The 16078-nt window shown below is 71.9% G+C and carries 11 protein-coding genes; 5 read left to right on the top strand and 6 right to left on the bottom strand.

Features of this window, described 5'->3' with window-relative positions; translation table 11 throughout:
* Nucleotides 1-16: 16 nt before the first annotated feature.
* Nucleotides 17-2245, top strand: coding sequence for a CDP-glycerol glycerophosphotransferase family protein (locus ABZ385_RS09235; RefSeq protein WP_358910631.1), 2229 nt, complete (start codon nucleotides 17-19; stop codon nucleotides 2243-2245).
* Nucleotides 2242-3918 (top strand): glycosyltransferase family 2 protein, encoded by a 1677-nt coding sequence (locus tag ABZ385_RS09230; RefSeq protein ID WP_358910629.1) that lies wholly within the window; start codon nucleotides 2242-2244, stop codon nucleotides 3916-3918. The genes ABZ385_RS09235 and ABZ385_RS09230 overlap by 4 nt, the downstream gene beginning before the upstream one ends.
* 33 nt (nucleotides 3919-3951) lie before the next feature.
* Here ABZ385_RS09230 and ABZ385_RS09225 read toward each other — a convergent pair whose 3' ends face one another.
* Nucleotides 3952-4188 carry a hypothetical protein gene (locus ABZ385_RS09225; protein ID WP_358585951.1) on the bottom strand — a complete coding sequence of 79 codons (237 nt, stop codon included), beginning with the start codon at nucleotides 4186-4188 and terminating at the stop codon, nucleotides 3952-3954.
* Nucleotides 4189-4443: 255 nt separating this feature from the next.
* On the opposite strand from ABZ385_RS09225, the gene ABZ385_RS09220 reads away from it, so the two are divergent.
* Together ABZ385_RS09220 and ABZ385_RS09215 are read left to right on the top strand one after the other, a co-directional pair.
* Nucleotides 4444-5796 carry a hypothetical protein gene (locus ABZ385_RS09220; protein ID WP_358585949.1) on the top strand — a complete coding sequence of 451 codons (1353 nt, stop codon included), beginning with the start codon at nucleotides 4444-4446 and terminating at the stop codon, nucleotides 5794-5796.
* Between the two features lie 10 nt (nucleotides 5797-5806).
* Nucleotides 5807-6361, top strand: coding sequence for a GNAT family protein (locus tag ABZ385_RS09215; protein WP_358585948.1), 555 nt, complete (start codon nucleotides 5807-5809; stop codon nucleotides 6359-6361).
* A 25-nt stretch (nucleotides 6362-6386) separates the two neighbouring features.
* Here the strand turns inward: ABZ385_RS09215 and ABZ385_RS09210 are convergent, their stop codons facing one another.
* The 4 genes from ABZ385_RS09210 to ABZ385_RS09195 form a co-directional block, all read right to left on the bottom strand.
* The gene (locus ABZ385_RS09210) at nucleotides 6387-7895 is read right to left on the bottom strand and encodes a hypothetical protein (RefSeq protein WP_358910627.1); all 1509 of its coding nucleotides are present in this window, start codon (nucleotides 7893-7895) and stop codon (nucleotides 6387-6389) included.
* Nucleotides 7879-8391 (bottom strand): GtrA family protein, encoded by a 513-nt coding sequence (locus ABZ385_RS09205; protein WP_358910625.1) that lies wholly within the window; start codon nucleotides 8389-8391, stop codon nucleotides 7879-7881. Before ABZ385_RS09205 ends, ABZ385_RS09210 begins: the two co-directional genes overlap by 17 nt.
* The gene (locus tag ABZ385_RS09200) at nucleotides 8388-9167 is read right to left on the bottom strand and encodes a polyprenol monophosphomannose synthase (protein WP_358910860.1); all 780 of its coding nucleotides are present in this window, start codon (nucleotides 9165-9167) and stop codon (nucleotides 8388-8390) included. The genes ABZ385_RS09205 and ABZ385_RS09200 overlap by 4 nt, the downstream gene beginning before the upstream one ends.
* A gap of 483 nt (nucleotides 9168-9650) precedes the next feature.
* Nucleotides 9651-10211, bottom strand: coding sequence for a phosphatase PAP2 family protein (locus ABZ385_RS09195; protein ID WP_358587516.1), 561 nt, complete (start codon nucleotides 10209-10211; stop codon nucleotides 9651-9653).
* Nucleotides 10212-10383: 172 nt separating this feature from the next.
* Between ABZ385_RS09195 and ABZ385_RS09190 the strand changes: the two genes are divergently transcribed.
* Nucleotides 10384-10656 carry a GlsB/YeaQ/YmgE family stress response membrane protein gene (locus tag ABZ385_RS09190; protein ID WP_358587514.1) on the top strand — a complete coding sequence of 91 codons (273 nt, stop codon included), beginning with the start codon at nucleotides 10384-10386 and terminating at the stop codon, nucleotides 10654-10656.
* A 117-nt stretch (nucleotides 10657-10773) separates the two neighbouring features.
* On the opposite strand, the gene ABZ385_RS09185 is transcribed toward ABZ385_RS09190, so the two are convergent.
* Entirely contained in the window at nucleotides 10774-15717 is a 4944-nt protein-coding gene (locus tag ABZ385_RS09185; protein WP_358910858.1) for an NAD-glutamate dehydrogenase, read from the bottom strand.
* Between the last annotated feature and the right edge of the window lie 361 nt (nucleotides 15718-16078).

Genomic DNA, 16078 nt, shown 5'->3' with positions numbered 1-16078 from the left:
GAAGGGGGGCACCGCCGTGCCCGGACGCAGTGACACCGCCGAGCCCGTGCTGAGCGTCGTCGTCCACGGGCGTGACGTCCAGGGCCGGCTGGGCGCGGGCCTGGACGCGCTGGCCGCGCAAACCTCCCCCGGCGTCGAGGTGGTCGTCGCCGCGGTGGGCGCCGCCGCGCGGTCCGCCGCCGCCGACCGGCCCGGCGTCACCGTCGTCCCGCTGCCCGAGGGCACGGGCGAGGCGGCGGCGCGGGCCGCGGGCGCCGAGCGGGCGGCCGGCCGGTGGCTGCACCTCGTGCCCAGCAAGGACACCGTGCCGACGGGCGCGCCCCGCATGGTCGCGGACCGGGTGGCCGCTCTGCCGGACGGCGTGGACGTCCTCGTCGCCGACCACGTCCGCTCGACGTGGCGCCACCAGGGCCTGCCGAGCCCCGACGGCGGGCACCTCGCCCGGCAGGGCCGCCGTGACCTGCCGCTCGCCGACTGCGCCGACCTGCTGCGGGTCACGCCGCTGCTGGGCGTGCGGGTGCTGCGGGCGGACTTCTGGCGGGCGCACGCCGAGCGGCTGGCCGGGGACGACGAGACGTTCGCCGCGCACGCCGCGCTGCTCCTCGCGGACCGGATCGCCACGCTCGACCAAGTCATCCTGAACGTACGGGAGTTGCGGCCGGAGAGCCTGCCGCCGGTCCCGCCCGAGGCGCGCTTCGGCGTCATCGCGCGGTACGAGTCGCTGCTCGCCCTCGCGGACGGCCTCGGCCTGCCGGCGGCGCCCCGCACCGCGCTCTACGACGTGATGGTCGGCGACTGCCTGCGGATCGTCGCCCGCGAGAAGCTGCCCGAGCCGGTGCGCGAGGAGTTCTTCCACCGCGCCGCGCGGGCCGCCGTCGCCCTGCGCCCCGAGGGGTATCAGCGGCCGGCCGGCCTGGAGGGCGTGCGGCGCCGCATCCTCGAAGAGGACGCGTACACCAAGTACCGCACGTTCCGGGCCGCCAACCAGCAGCGGCGCAAGCTGCGTTCGGCGGTGCTCGCGCGCAGGCACCAGGTGGGCGTGAAGGTCCGCGACCTGCGCTACCGCAGGGACCTGGAGCGCCCGGTCGACCCCCGCCTCGCCGTCTTCACGGCCTACTGGGACCGGGGCGTGGCCTGCAACCCGGCGGCCATCGCCACCAAGCTCGCCGAACTCGCCCCGCACATCCACCCGGTGTGGGTCGTCTCGGCGGCGAACGCGCCACTGCTGGCGCCCGACACCGACCACGTCGTGCCCGGCACCCGCCGCTACTGGGAGGTGATGGCGCGCGCCAAGTACCTGGTGAACAACGTCAACTTCCCCAACGCGATCGTCAAGCGCCCCGACGCGGTGCACGTCCAGACCCACCACGGCACCCCGCTCAAGCGCATGGGCCTGGACCAGCTCGACTACCCGGCGGCCGCCAAGGGCCTGAACTTCCACAGCCTGCTCGCCCGCGTCGACAAGTGGGACTACAGCGTCTCCGCGAACAGCCACTCCACCCGCATGTGGGAGCGCGCCTATCCGTCGCGTTACGAGTCCCTCGACCACGGTTATCCGCGCAACGACGTCTTCTACCGCGCGACGGCCGCCGACATCCGCGCGATCCGCGAGAAGCTCGGCATCGCGCCGGGCAGGCGGGCCCTGCTCTACGCGCCCACCCACCGCGACTACGAGGCCGCCTGGACCCCGCGCCTGGACCTGGCGACCCTCGCCGACCGCCTGGGCGAGGACACCGTCCTGCTCGTGCGCGGCCACTACTTCTACGGGGGCGCCGCCTCGCCGCTCGCGGGCCTGCGCAAGAGCGGCCGGGTCATCGACGTCTCCTCCTACGACCCGGTGGAGGACCTCTGCCTGGCGGCGGACGCGCTGATCACGGACTACTCCTCGATCATGTTCGACTACGCCAACCTCGACCGGCCGATCGTGGTCTACGCCGACGACTGGGAGACGTACGCGACGACACGCGGCGTCTATTTCGACCTGATGGCGCAGGCGCCGGGCCAGGTGGCGCGCACGCAGGAGGAGTTGACGGAGCTGTTCACCTCCGGCGCGTGGCGCGACGCGGCGGCCGACAAGGCCCGCGAGGCGTTCCGCGAGCGCTTTTGCGAGTACGACGACGGGCGCGCCGCCGAGCGCGTCGTCCGCCGGGTCTTCCTCGGCGAGAGCGAGAACTCCCTGCCGCCGGTGACCCCGCTCGCCGGGCGCACCCCGGCCCCGACGCCCGAGGAGGCGACGCAGCGATGACCCCGATACCCGACGTGACGGTCACGGTGATCGTCTACAACGACGCGGAGCGCCTGCCGCGCGCGGTGGCGTCCCTGCGCCGCCAGACGCACGAGAACATCGAGATCATCATCAGCGACGACCACTCGACGGACGACACCCCTGCGGTGGCGCGGCGGCTGGCGGCGCAGGACGACCGCGTCACGTATCTGCGCCTGCCGGCGAACAGCGGCGGGTGCAGCGCGCCGCGCAACCGCGCCCTGGAGATCGCGCGCGGCCCGTTCCTGATGTTCCTGGACAGCGACGACGAACTGCCCGAGCGGGCCGTCGAGTTGCTCCTCGCGGCCCACCGCGAGCACGAGGTGGACTTCACGATGGGCGCGGTGGAGCGGGTCCGCGTGGACACGGGCCGCACCTCCACCTGGATGCCGCACCTGGTGGCCGAGCGCCGCACGGTGCACGGCATCGCGGCGGAACCGGCCCTGTTCTTCGAGCACCTGTCGACCAGCAAGATGTACCGCCGCGCGTTCCTGGACCGCAACGACCTGCGCTTCCCGGAGGGCATCCACTACGAGGACCAGCTGTTCTCGGCGCAGGCGTACTGCCTCGCGCGGGCCTTCACGGTGATCCCCGAGCCCGTCTACCGCTGGTACATAGCGCCGTACGAGGCGGCGGAAGCGGCGTCGATCTCCAACCAGCGCCACAAGCTGTCGAACGTCCGGGACCGCGTCCACGTGCAGCGCCTGATCGACGACTTCCTGACGTCGAGCGGCCACGGCGCCCTCCAGGAGGCCAAGGACCACAAGTTCCTGAAGCACGACTTCCGGATGTACGCGGGAGACCTCCCGTTCCGTGACGAGGAGTGGCTGACGGGCTTCGCGGACATCGTGAACCCCTATCTGGCGGGGCTGTCCCCCGGCGCGTACGCCCGCCTGCCCCGCGCGGAGCGGGTCGTCCTCCAACTGGTCCGCGACAACCGCCTGGCGGAGGCGCGGCTTGCGGCGCGGGGCCTCGGCCACGGGGTGGCGCCGCGCGAGACGTCGATGGACGCGGAGGGCCGCGTGTACTGGGGCGGGCACGTCCCGCAGACGCCCTCGGGCCGCGCGGAACTCGACCTCACCGACCTGGGCCTGGACTCCCGCCCGTTCCCGAGCGCGCAGTTCCGCCACGAGATCACGCGGATCGAGCGGGGACCCGGCGCCAGGGTCGACCTGACCGTGCGCACCTACGACCCCGGCCTGCGCCTGCCCGTGGGCCCCCAGGTGGCGACCCTCCTCGTGGCCCCCGGCCACCGCCGCATGAAGACCCCCTTCCGCCTGGACCCCGTCCTCCCCGGCGTCTTCGAGGGCACGGCCCGCCTGGACCTGGCCCGGGCCCCCCTCCCCCTCGACGGCTTCGAGGGCGTCCGCCACCCGGTCCTGCAACTGACCTCCGGCGGCCTGCGCAACACGTCCCTGCTCCTGGCCCCGCTGACCTTCCCCACCCTGCGCGCCCGCATCGACTACCGCTCCGGCGCGACCCCCCACGAGGTCACACTCGAACCGGAGGGCCGCGCGACGGGCCGCCTCCAACTCCGCTGGACCCCGGTAGGAGTAACGGCCCACATCATCCGCCCCCTCACACGCCGAGCCGCCGCGAAGACGGGCCCCCGCCTCCGCAGAACAGCCCGCCTGGCGGCGAGCGTGCTGCGCTGAGACCGGTCCGGTACGCCGTGGCCGGGCCCGCGTTCACCGCGCGGCCTCGATCGCGTCCGGCGAGGTCGTCCACTCCCGCCCTCCCTCTTCCGGCGCGAGCCACACCACGGGGGGCGTCTCCGGGATGAGGAGGACCGGCCCGGCGGGGTGCTCGTCCACGTCGGGAGCGAACGCGCGGAAGATCCCGACGCGATCACCGTGTGCGTGATCGATGACCTTCCGGCCGATCAGCGGGTGCGACCAGTGGCCCATACCGAGGGGCTGACTCATGGCGGATGGAACTCCCTGCTGCGTCTCGGGTGTTCGTGCTGCTACGTTCAGTGACGATGCGAAGAGCGTGCCGCCGGGCCCGGGCGCATCTCCACCGCCGTCGCACCGTCACGTTCGTCCGCATCGGATGACGGCAGGCGCCATCGGACCGTCAACGGACCGTCAACTTCAGCTCTTCGCACGGGAAGGGCGAGTCCGGGGGCAGGCACAGACCTACTGTCTGCTCAGGAGCCGCCGGACAGGTCGGAGGTCACCATGCGCACGCTGCTCCAGCTGCTCACCGCTCAACGGGACTGGCAGTCCTACGCCACGTTCAAAGCGCAGTTCGAGCGGTCGGCGCGGGAACTGGCCGAGACCGAGGGAACACCTCACCTCGCCAACCTGGCGCCCTCGGAACGGACTTACGAGCGCTGGTACTCGGGTGCGTCGAAGCCGGTCCCCGACGCCCGCCGCGTCCTGGCGCACATGTTCGGTCACCCCATCGGCGAACTCCTGGCGCCGCCGGGTGCGGGCCCGCACCCGGCAGGGGCGCCTCGCACCGGACAGCCGGCGCCCACCGATCACATCAGCCCGTGCACGGACATTCAGGAAATGGGAAGGCAGGCGGCAATGGCGGCGAACAGGGCACTGCGGTACGCGGTGATGGCGGAGACCAGTGCGATCGGTCCGGAGACCTTCGCCCACATCAGGGACGAGGTAACCCGAATCGGCGCGGCCTACCCCCGCGTCGCCCTCCATGAGATCCTCTCCGACCTCACCGAAGTACACGACCTCATCTTCCGACTCCTGGAATCCGGACGAGCCACTCCGGCACAAGGCGTCGACCTGCAACTCCTTGCGGCCATGGCCTCCGGCATGCTCGCCAAGGCGTCCCACGACCTGGGTGACCCCAAATCGGCGATGATGCAGGCCCGTGCCGCCTACGTCTGTGCCGACCAGGCAGGACACAACGGCATGCGCGCCTGGGTCCGGGGCCTGCAATCCCTCATCGCCTACTGGTCCGGACGCCCCGCCGATGCCGCCACATACGCGGCCCACGGCACCGCCGCCCTGGCCGCCCGGTCCGGCAGCGTCAGCGTGTGGCTCGCCGCCCTGGAAGCCCGGGCCCACGCGGTTCTCGGCGACTCGGACGGAGTCCGCTCCGCGGTGCTGCGCGTCGGCACCGCCCGAGACTCCGCGGTCCCCGACGACCTCGACAGCATCGGCGGCATCCTGACGTTCCCCCGGCCGCGCCAGGCCTATTACGTCGCCGAAGCCCAGGTCCTCCTCGACGGCGGCGGCGCGGAAGCGGAGCGGTCCGCGCAAGAAGCGGTGCAGGCCTACGTCTCGGCCCCCGCCGATGAGTGGGCGTTCGGCGATGCCGCCGGCGCCCGCACCAACCTCGCCCTCGCCCGCATCGCCCGCCGTGATCTCGAAGGCACGGCCGAGGCCGTCCACCCCGTCCTCGATCTCCCGCCCTCACAGCACAACCACGGCATCGTCGCATCGGCCCGTCGCGTCCATGCAGCCCTTGTCGCGAGTTCCCTGCGTGCGGAGAACCAGGCGCGGGACCTCCGGGCCCAATTGGAGCTGTTCACCGCGACTCCGACCCCCGCACTGCCCAGGTAGGGTCCGGCTCATGTATCCGGTCGAGCACGCCAGCCCCCGCCTGGTCCTACGGGAGATCGGCATCGATGACGTGGACGCGGTCCACGCCATCTACAGCAACGCGGAGGCGACGAGACACCTGTCGTTCGAGCCACGCACCCGGGAGCAAGTAGGCAAGATCATCGCCCGTTCCATGGTCTCCGCCACCACGGAGCCCCGGGACGAATACTGCCTCGCCGTCACCGAACGCGAGAGCGGCCACCTGATCGGTTACGCCCGCCTCGCCCTCGACCCGCACCAGCCGAAAGCGGCGACGATGGGTGGCGCCCTCCACCCCTCCGTCTGGAGGCTCGGCCACGGCACGGAAACCGTCCGTGCCCTGCTGGCCCTCGCCTTCGACAGCCTCGGCCTGCATCGCGTGTGGGCCGCCCGCGCGCCTTTGAACACCGCCTCCCACAAAACGCTGCTCCGCGCGGGGATGCAGGAGGAGGGCAGGATCAGACAGCACGTGTTCGTGGACGGCGCCTGGCGCGACTCCATCACCTACTCGATCCTCGAAGACGAATGGAAGGCCGCACCGGAGTAACCGCTCCGCCCGCCCCTCGGGGCGCTCACCCCACCACCTCGTACAGCACCTGTCCCCTCGGGCCCACGGAGGTCTTCCGCAGGGCGGGGTCGTCGGGGGGCAGGCCGTGGTCCGTGGGGTAGGCGATGATCCAGCGCACCCCGTACCTGTGCAGCACCGCCAGGCGGGTCTCGCGTCGTGTGTCCGGTGCGAAGTACGTCCGTACCGCCGCGAGGCGCTCGGGCTGGTCCGGGAGGAAGAAGTCCGGGTAGCCGGGGGCGACCGTGTAGGGGCCGTACGCGGGGATCTGGCGGGACGGGAAGGTCTTGGCCATGACCACGTCGCCGTGGCGGACCTCCGGGGCCAGCCAGTCGTAGCCCGGCCAGGGCGCCCGGTACTTGGCGGCCACCGGGCCCGGCAGGGCCCCGCGCGGCGCCACGTAGCCGAGCGTCCCCGCCTGGGTCCACGCCCCGAGCAGCAGGGCCGCGCCCAGCAGCGCGGCGGCCGCGCGGCGGACGGCGCCCCGTTCGAAGACCTCCAGCGCCGCCGCCACCTGCGCCGGGATCAGGGCCGCCGGCAGCACCCGGCCCCACGAGTAGTGGCCGCTCAGGCCGCCCGCCGCGAACAGCACCGCGCCGAGCGCGAAGAAGAGGACCAGGGGGTCCCGGCGATCCCGGCGCCACCGGCACACCAGGGCCGCCACACCGAGCAGCGCCAGACCGAAGTGCGGCAGCAGCCCCCGGTACAGCGAACGGTGGATGTCCTCCAGGCCGCCGGCCCCGAAGAGGCCGAAGAAGGAGTAGTAGGGCCAGAGCGCCAGCACCGCGATGCCGAGCGCCGCTCCGCACGCCAGCCGCCCCCACACCTGCCGGGACGGCCACGGCCGCGCCCCCAGCACCATCGCCGACGCCCCGAAGGACGCCACCACCCCCGTGAACTGGTGGCTCAGCAGGATCACGGCCCACAGCACCCCGAGGCCGAGGAACGCCCGCACGCCCGCGCCCGGCAAGGCCTTCCGCAGCAGCGCCCAGAAGTGGAAGGAGAGCCCGAGCGCGAACGTACTCGGGTACGAGACCGTCAGGGCGAGGGAGTTGAGGCCGAGGAAGCCGCTCCAGCTGAACAGCCCCGGGCCCCAGAGCAGCAGCAGGCAGAGCAGGGCCAGCGGCACCGCCCCAGGACGCGTGCTGAACGTACGGACGAAGTTCCGCACCCCCGTCACCAGCAGCGCCAGCCCCACCAGCGCCGCCACCCGCAGCACCACGAACGTGCCGAGCCCGGTCACCCTGGCCAGGCAGCCAAGGAGCAGCGTCCAGGGCGAGTAGTAGGGGCTCGGGGTGTCCGCGTCGACCAGCGGGTTGCCGGGGTCGAGCGGATCGGCGCGCAGGCGTTCGATCGTCGCCGCGTGGATGCCGAGGTCGCCCGCCCACGGCAGGCGGACGATCACCAGGAGCAGCAGGACGATCAGGGCGAGCAGGGGCAGGGCGGCGGCGAGCGGTACGAGGTTTCGCGGCGCCCGTATGGCCCCTTCGGCGGCCCCTTTAGAGGCGGCGCGCATCGTGCTGGAAGACCCACGTCCGGTACACCAGGAAGCGGAACGCCGAGGCGAGGGCGATCGAGAGCGCCTTGGCGATGTTCGAGCCGAGCGGGCCGCTCATGCCCGCGCCCCGGTAGGCCGCGTAGAACAGGACGCTCTCCATCACCACGCCGATGCCGCTGAAGACGAAGAAGAGGGCGATCTGCCGCTTGGTGCGCGAGGCGCGGTCCCGGTAGGCGAAGAAGCGGAAGCCGAGGTAGTTGGTGCCCATGGCCACGCAGCTGGCCAGGACGGTCGCCGTCATGGGGCGGGAGCCGAAGCCGTGCAGGAGGAGGTTGAAGACGAGGAGGTTCACGGCGACACCGCTGCCGCCGACCACGCCGAACTTCATGACCTCCAGGGAGAGCCGGCGCAGGCGCCCGACCGCGGGCGCGGGCGCGCGGTCCGGCGCGGGAGAGGGCGCGGGGACGGCGGCGGACCCGGCGGGCGGCGCCTCCCGCAGCGCGGGCCCCGTCATCCGCGTACTCCCGCGCCGCCCCGCACGTCCCCGCCCCGCACATCGCCGCCTCGCACGTCCCCGCCCCGCCCGGACGCCCTCGCGTCGAGCCGCAGCTTCCAGGGCATCACGATGGACTCCAGCTGCACCATGAGGTTCATCTTGGACTCGCCGATCGTGCGGTCCTCGAAGTGGATCGGCACCTCCATGACGCCGAAGCCGCGGCGCAGCGCCCGGTACTTCATCTCGACCTGGAAGCTGTAGCCCGCGCTGTCCACGGAGGCGAGGTCGATGGCGCGCAGGGCGTCCGCGCGCCAGAGGTTGAAGCCGCCGGTGATGTCGCGGACGCGGGTGCCGAGGATGGTGCCGGCGTAGGCGTTGGCCCAGCGCGAGAGCAGCTTGCGGTGGGCGCCCCAGGCGTCGGAGAGCGTGCCGCCCTGCACGTACCGGCTGCCCATGACGACAGCCGCGTCGGTGGCGAGGGCGACGCCGAGCAGCTCGGCGACCTTGGCGACGGGGTGGCTGCCGTCGGCGTCCATCTGCAGCACGTACGCGGCGCCCTCGGCGACGGCCCGGGTCATGCCGGCCGCGTAGGCCCGACCGAGGCCGTCCTTCTCGGTGCGGTGCAGGACGCTCATCCGGGCGCTGCCGTACCGCTCGGCGAAGCGTTCGGCGATGTCGCCGGTGCCGTCGGGGCTGGAGTCGTCGACGACGAGGAGGCGCAGGCCGGGCAGCGGGAGCGCCATCAGGGCCTCGGCCATGCCCGGCAGGTTCCCCGCTTCGTTGTACGTCGGCATGACGACGGTCAGCGCGGTGGCGGCCCAGGCCTCGGGCAGGTGCGCGGCGAGCTCGTCGGAGAGGTTCTCGGGGGTGTTCACGGTCACGGCTGGCCCTTCGGTGGTCCGCGGTCGATGGGTGGTCCGGTTCCCTGCGCTGTGGATTTCGTACCTCCGTCAGACAATCTCACCCACCTTAGACCAAATGCCCGAATTAAGGGGGTATGGCGAATCTCATCACCCATTCCGCGCCACGGAGGCAACCAATCGGTCCAGGGGAGAACTCACTCCGGACCGGCCCTACCTCCGCTGCCGCTGATCGGCAACACGAGTCCGCCGACGAAGACGCCACAGGGCCCGCCGACGTTGCCCCGGCGCCGGAGCGGGGGCGGGGCCAGGGTCAGCGCAGGGGCCAGGGCCGGGACCAGGGCCAGGGCCCGGCGCACGAAAAGAGCCCGCCCCCTGCCGGACTGCCGGAACACGGGGCGGGCGACAATGGCGCCCTCACAGCAGGTGACGCAGCACCAGCCGGGGAGTGCGGTGGACGAGCCAGGCGCCGGCCAGGCCGATCACGGCGCCGACGGCCACGTCAGTGGGGTAGTGCGCGCCGGAGTGCACCCGCTCCACCGCGACCGCCGCCGCCGGCACCGCGCAGGCGGCGCCCCACCCCAGGGAGGTCCCGGCGACACCGGCGGTGAAGCCGACGGCCGCGGCGGTGTGCCCGGAGGGGAACGAAGAGCTGTCCGGACGGTCGTGCACGTCCTCGTGCGGGATCAGCTCCTTGGGCGGCCTGCGCCGTTCGTAGAGCTGTTTGCACACCGCGTTGGACACCAGCTCCGCGACCCCCATGGCGGCCAGTCCGGCCACCGCGGCCGTCCGCTCCCGGCGGCCGCCGGTCACGGACATGAGCACCGCCGCACCCCACCACAGTTTGGTGTGTTCAGCCGCCGACTCCACGGCCGGCAGCACCCGCCGCGCCAGGGGCGAGGTCCAGTGGGCCATGCGGCGGGTGAGCCGTACATCGCCTTCTTTGACGTCCGCCAGGACATCCGCCAAGCCGATCATGCGACCCAGTTTCCCCCTCCCGGCTCCGTCATGCACGGGGACATTGACGAACATGCGTACGAAGACCTGTCCAAAGATACGGCCGAAGAAAGGGACGCATACGGCGCGGTTTCCCGGGCACTTGGGCTTGCAGATTCCCGACAGCCTTTTTTCAACAGTAGGAGGAGCCGACGTGTCATTCCTGTGGGCCATCATCGCCGGACTCATCATCGGCCTGCTGGCCAAACTCGTCCTGCCGGGCCGTCAGCCCATTCCGCTGTGGCTGACGGTCATCCTCGGTATCCTCGGCGCCGTCGTCGGCAACGCCCTGGCCACCGCGGTCGGCGTCCGCGACACGAACGGCATCGACTGGATCAGGCACATCTTCCAGATCGGCGTCGCCGCCGTCCTCATCGCCGTGGTCACGCCCCTGTGGGCCCGACGCGGATCCCGTCGACACGCCTGACCCACCGCGGTCCGCTCCCCACGGAGCGGCGTAAGGGGGGCGCCCCGAGCCACCAGGCCCGGGGCGCCCCCCTTTCGCGTGCCTACGCACACCTACGCGGCGGCGTCGTCGGCGTACCTACGAATGCGTACGCAGCAGCGTCCGCATCGTCCGCATCGCCACCGACAGGTTCGCCAGATCGAACGCCTCGGAGCTCTGGATCTCCTCCAGCGTCGAGCGGGCCCGGCTCAGGATCGGCGCGTTCTTCTCCTCCCACGCCTTGAACCGCTCCTCCGGCGTGCACTCGCCCTCGCCCCCCGCGGCCAGGACGTCCGCCGTGAGCGCGGCGTGCGCCGCGTACAGGTCCTCGCGGATGGAGGCGCGGGCCATGGACTGCCAGCGGTCGGCCCGGGGCAGCTCGATGATGCGGTCCATGAGCTGGGTGATGCGCAGCCGGTCGGCGAGGTCGTAGTAGACCTGGGCGACGGCCATGGGCTCCTTGCCCACCCGGTCGGCGACCGCGACGATGTCCAGCGCCGGGAAGGCCGACGAGAACCCGGCGACGCGCTGGGCCAGCGCCTCGGGGACGCCCGCGTCCGTCAGCTCGTCCCGGATGCCCTGGTACCACTCCAGGTCCGAGCCGCGCAGCAGGTTCGCCAGCTCGTCCCAGACCTGGGCGACGCCCTCGCTGAAGAAGCCGATGGTCTCGGCGAGCTGGAGCGGCTGCGGCCGGTTGTTGAGCAGCCAGCGCGAGCCGCGCTCGACGAGGCGGCGCGAGTGCAGCCGTACGCGGGTCTGCACATCGGCGGCGACGACATTGTCGAGCGCCTCGACGGCGTCCCAGACCTCGCTGAGGCCGAAGATCTCCCGCGCGGCCAGCTGGGCCCGCACGATCTCCTCCAGCGAGGCGCCCGTCTCCTCCCGCAGCCGGTGCAGGAACGTCGAACCGCCCGTGTTCACCGTGTCGTTGACCAGGACGGTCGTGACGATCTCCCGGCGCAGCGCGTGCCCGTCGACCTGGTCGGGGAACCGCTCGCGCAGCGCCTTCGGGAAGTAGGCGTGCAGCAGGCGCCGCAGGTAGGGGTCGTCGGGCAGCGTCGTCTGGATCAGCTCGTCGGCGGCCGTGATCTTCGTGTAGGCGAGCAGGACGGCCAGCTCGGGCTGGGACAGGCCGCGGCCGGAGTTGAGCAGTTCGCGGATCTGCCGGTCGTTGGGCAGGAACTCCAGGCTCCGGTCCAGGTGGCCCTGCTTGCCGAGCCGGCGCATGAAGCGCTGGTGGGCGTGGAGCAGGGACGGCGACTGGGCGACGGCGTTGGCCAGCGCGGTGTTCTGCGCGTAGTTGTTGCGCAGCACCAGGTGCCCGACCTCGTCGGTCATCTCGGCGAGCAGCTTGTTGCGCTGCTTGACGGTCATGTCGCCGTCGGTGACGACCGCGTTGAGCAGGATCTTGATGTTCACCTCGTGGTCGGAGGTGTCCACGCCCGCGCTGTTGTCGATGGCGTCGGTGTTGATGCGTCCGCCGGCGCGCGCGAACTCGATGCGCCCCAGCTGGGTCAGGCCGAGGTTGCCGCCCTCGCCGACCACCTTGACGCGCAGGTCCGAGCCGTTCACGCGGATCGCGTCGTTCGCCTTGTCGCCGACGTCGGCGTTCGACTCCGCCGAGGACTTCACGTACGTGCCGATGCCGCCGTTCCACAGCAGGTCCACGGGGGCCTGGAGGATGGCCCGCATCAGGTCCGCCGGGGTCATCTTGACGACGTTGCTCTCGATGCCGAGGGCCTCGCGGATGTGGCCGTTGAGCTGGATCGCCTTGGCGGAGCGGGAGAAGATCCCGCCGCCGGAGGAGAGCAGCGCCTTGTCGTAGTCGGCCCAGGACGAGCGCGGCAGCTCGAACAGGCGGCGGCGCTCGGCGTAGGAGGTCGCGGCGTCCGGCTGCGGGTCGATGAAGATGTGCCGGTGGTCGAAGGCGGCGACCAGGCGGATGTGCTCGGAGAGCAGCATGCCGTTGCCGAACACGTCGCCGGACATGTCACCGACGCCGACGACGGTGAAGTCCTCGGACTGGGTGTCGCAGCCCAGCTCCCGGAAGTGCCGCTTCACGGACTCCCAGGCGCCGCGGGCGGTGATGCCCATGCCCTTGTGGTCGTAGCCCGCGGAGCCGCCGGAGGCGAACGCGTCGCCGAGCCAGAAGTCGTAGGACTGGGCGACCTCGTTGGCGATGTCCGAGAACGTCGCGGTGCCCTTGTCGGCGGCGACGACGAGGTAGGTGTCGTCCTCGTCGTGGCGCACCACGTCGGAGGGCGGCACGACCTCGCCGGCGACGAGGTTGTCGGTGATGTCGAGCAGCGCGGAGATGAACGTCTTGTAGCAGGCCACGCCCTCGGCGAGCCACGCGTCGCGGTCCACCGACGGGTCGGGCAGCTGCTTGGCGACGAAGCCGCCCTTGGCGCCGACCGGCACGATGACGGTGTTCTTCACCATCTGCGCCTTGACCAGGCCGAGGATCTCCGTACGGAAGTCCTCGCGCCGGTCGGACCAGCGCAGCCCGCCGCGCGCGACCTTGCCGAAGCGCAGGTGGACGCCCTCGACGCGGGGCGAGTACACCCAGATCTCGTACGCGGGACGCGGCGCGGGCAGGTCGGGGATGGCCTGCGGGTCGAACTTCATGGAGACGTAGGCGTGCGGCTCGCCGCTCTGCGTGCGCTGGAAGAAGTTCGTGCGCAGGGTCGCCTTGATGACGGTGAGGAAGGACCGCAGGATGCGGTCCTCGTCCAGCGAGGCGACCTGGTCGAGCGCGCCGTCCAGCTCCTCCAGGAGCCCGTCGGTCAGCTCGGTCCCGGCGCGCTGGCGGTCCGGCGACATGCGCGCCTCGAAGAGCGAGACGAGCAGCCGGGTGGTGTGGACGTTGTTGCGGAGGGTGTCCTCCATGTAGTCCTGGCTGAACATGGCGCCGGCCTGGCGCAGGTACTTGGCGTACGCCCGCAGCACCATCGCCTGGCGCCAGTTGAGGCCCGCGCGCAGCACCAGCGAGTTGAAGCCGTCGACCTCGGCGGCACCGGTCCAGGCGGCGGCGAAGGCCTCCTGGAAGCGCTCGCGGCCGTCGTCGCCGAGGTAGTCGCCGCCGTTCGGGGACTTGGGCATGCGCAGCCCGAAGTCGTAGATCCACGCGTGCGTGCGGTCGGCGCAGCGCAGCTCGTACGGGCGCTCGTCGGTGACCTCGACGCCCAGGCGCTGCAGGACGGGCAGCACCGCGGAGAGGGAGACCTGCTCGCCGGAGCGGTAGATCTTGAAGCGGCGCTCGCCGGGCGCGGCGCCCACCGGCTCGTACAGGGAGAGCGCGAAGTCCTTGTCGCCCCGGCTGAGCTGCTCCAGGTGCTGGAGGTCGGCGACGGCGGCGCGCGGCGTGTGGTCGGCCTTGTAGCCCTCGGGGAAGGCGCCCCCGTACCGGCGCAGGAGTTCGGCGGCGCGCTCCTCGCCGCACTCGGCGGTCAGCGCCTCGGCGAAGCCGTCGGCCCAGGAGCGGGCGGCGTCGACGAGCCGGCCCTCGATGCGCTCGATGTCGGCGTCGGAGAGGTCGGGGACCGCGGCGCCCTTGGGCACCCGCACCACGAAGTGGATGCGGGAGAGGATCGACTCGGTGTTCCAGGCGGTGAAGTCGACGCTGGCGCCGTTCAGCTCCTCCTTGAGGATGTCGATGATCCGCAGCCGCACGCCGGTGGTGTAGCGGTCGCGCGGGAGGTAGACGAGCGCGGAGTAGTAGCGCCCGTACTCGTCCTTGCGCAGGTAGAGCCGCAGCCGGCGCCGCTCCTGGAGGTAGAGGACGCTCGTCACGATGGAGCGCAGCTCGTCGGCGGGCGTCTGGAACAGCTCGTCGCGCGGGTAGGTCTCCAGGATCTGGAGCAGGTCGCGCCCGTCGTGGCTGTTGGCCGAGAAGCCGGCGCCCTTGAGCACCTCGGCGACCTTGCGGCGGATGACGGGCACGCGCCGCACGGACTCGGTGTACGCGGCGGACGAGAACAGGCCGAGGAAGCGCCGCTCCCCGATGACGTTGCCCTCGGCGTCGAACTTCTTCACGCCGACGTAGTCGAGGTAGCTGGGGCGGTGCACGGTCGCCCGGCTGTTGGCCTTCGTCAGGACGAGCAGCTTGTGCTCACGGGCCTTGGCGCGCGCGTCGGCGGGCAGCTGGTTGAAGGACGGGCTGACGGGGTGGTGGTCGTCGCCGTGCTTGGGGTCGGCGCGCAGGATGCCCAGGCCGGTGCCGGGGACGGCGGCCAGCGAGTCGTCGTCGGTGAGGTTGTACTCCCGGAAGCCCAGGAAGGTGAAGTGGTTGTCGGCGAGCCAGCGCAGCAGCTCGCGGGCCTCCTCCACCTCCTGATCGCGCAGGTCGTCCGCGGTGGGCTCGGAGGGCAGCTCGTCGGCGATGCGCAGCGCGGCGTCGCGCATCTTCTCCCAGTCCTCGACCGTCTCGCGCACGTCGGACAGGACGCGCAGCAGGTCGGCGGTGATCTGCTTCAGGTCGGCGCGGTCGGTCTCGCGGTCCATCTCCACATGGATCCACGACTCGACGAGCGCGTCCTGCGGCCGCTCGGCGCCCACCTCCGCGGGGAAGACCTCGAGGAGCTTGCCGGTCAGGTCACGGCGCACGACGACCTGGGGGTGGATCACCACATGGATGCCGCGGCCCTGGCGGGAGAGCTCGTTGGTGACGGAGTCGACCAGGAAGGGCATGTCGTCGGTGACGACCTCGACGACGGAGTGGCTGCAGGTCCAGCCGTTCTCCTCGACCGTCGGGGTGTGGACGCGCACGTTCGCCGTGCCCTGGGGGCGGTTCTCGGCGAGCCGGTAGTGGGAGAAGGCGGCGCCGAAGACGTCGACCGGGTCGCGGTCGGCGAGGTCCTCGGGGGCAGTGTGCAGGTAGTAGCGCTGGAGGAACGCGAGGGCCATGTCCTGGTCCGGCGTGGCCCCGCTCGTCTTCCCGGTCGGTGCACCGCTCGGCGGGCGCCCCCCGACCGGGCTGTTCTCAGCTACCCGGGCGGCCCGCGCGAGCAGCTCGGCCTTGGCTTCGTCCAGCTTGGTCTGCATTGTCCTCATGACTCCTGCCGCGCGTCATTGCGCGACGTAGAAGGAAGTGAAGTGACATAACGCCCTGGCCCGGGGTCTCCGGCCGTCATCGACGTTAGGCGGCGGTACGGAAACAGCCATCGACTTTCCGCCATTTTCAGCGGTTTCGGCGACAGATTCGCCGAATCCGTCGCCGGGCGGGCCGCCCGGCCCGCTCGGCCGCACCGCGAAGAGACGTCAGCGAGGCCCCGGGCACGGATGTCCTCCGTGTTTCCGGGGCGCAGGGCGGAGGCACCGATGCCTCCGCGGGATATCGCGCTGATCACGGGACAAGGCTATCGCTCCGCACCCCGGAACCGTCATGAGCCGTATGTGTACAAAA

The organism is Streptomyces sp. NPDC005898 (genome assembly GCF_040629635.1).
Lineage (GTDB): Bacteria > Actinomycetota > Actinomycetes > Streptomycetales > Streptomycetaceae > Streptomyces.
This window is presented reverse-complemented; position numbering and strand designations above follow the sequence as displayed.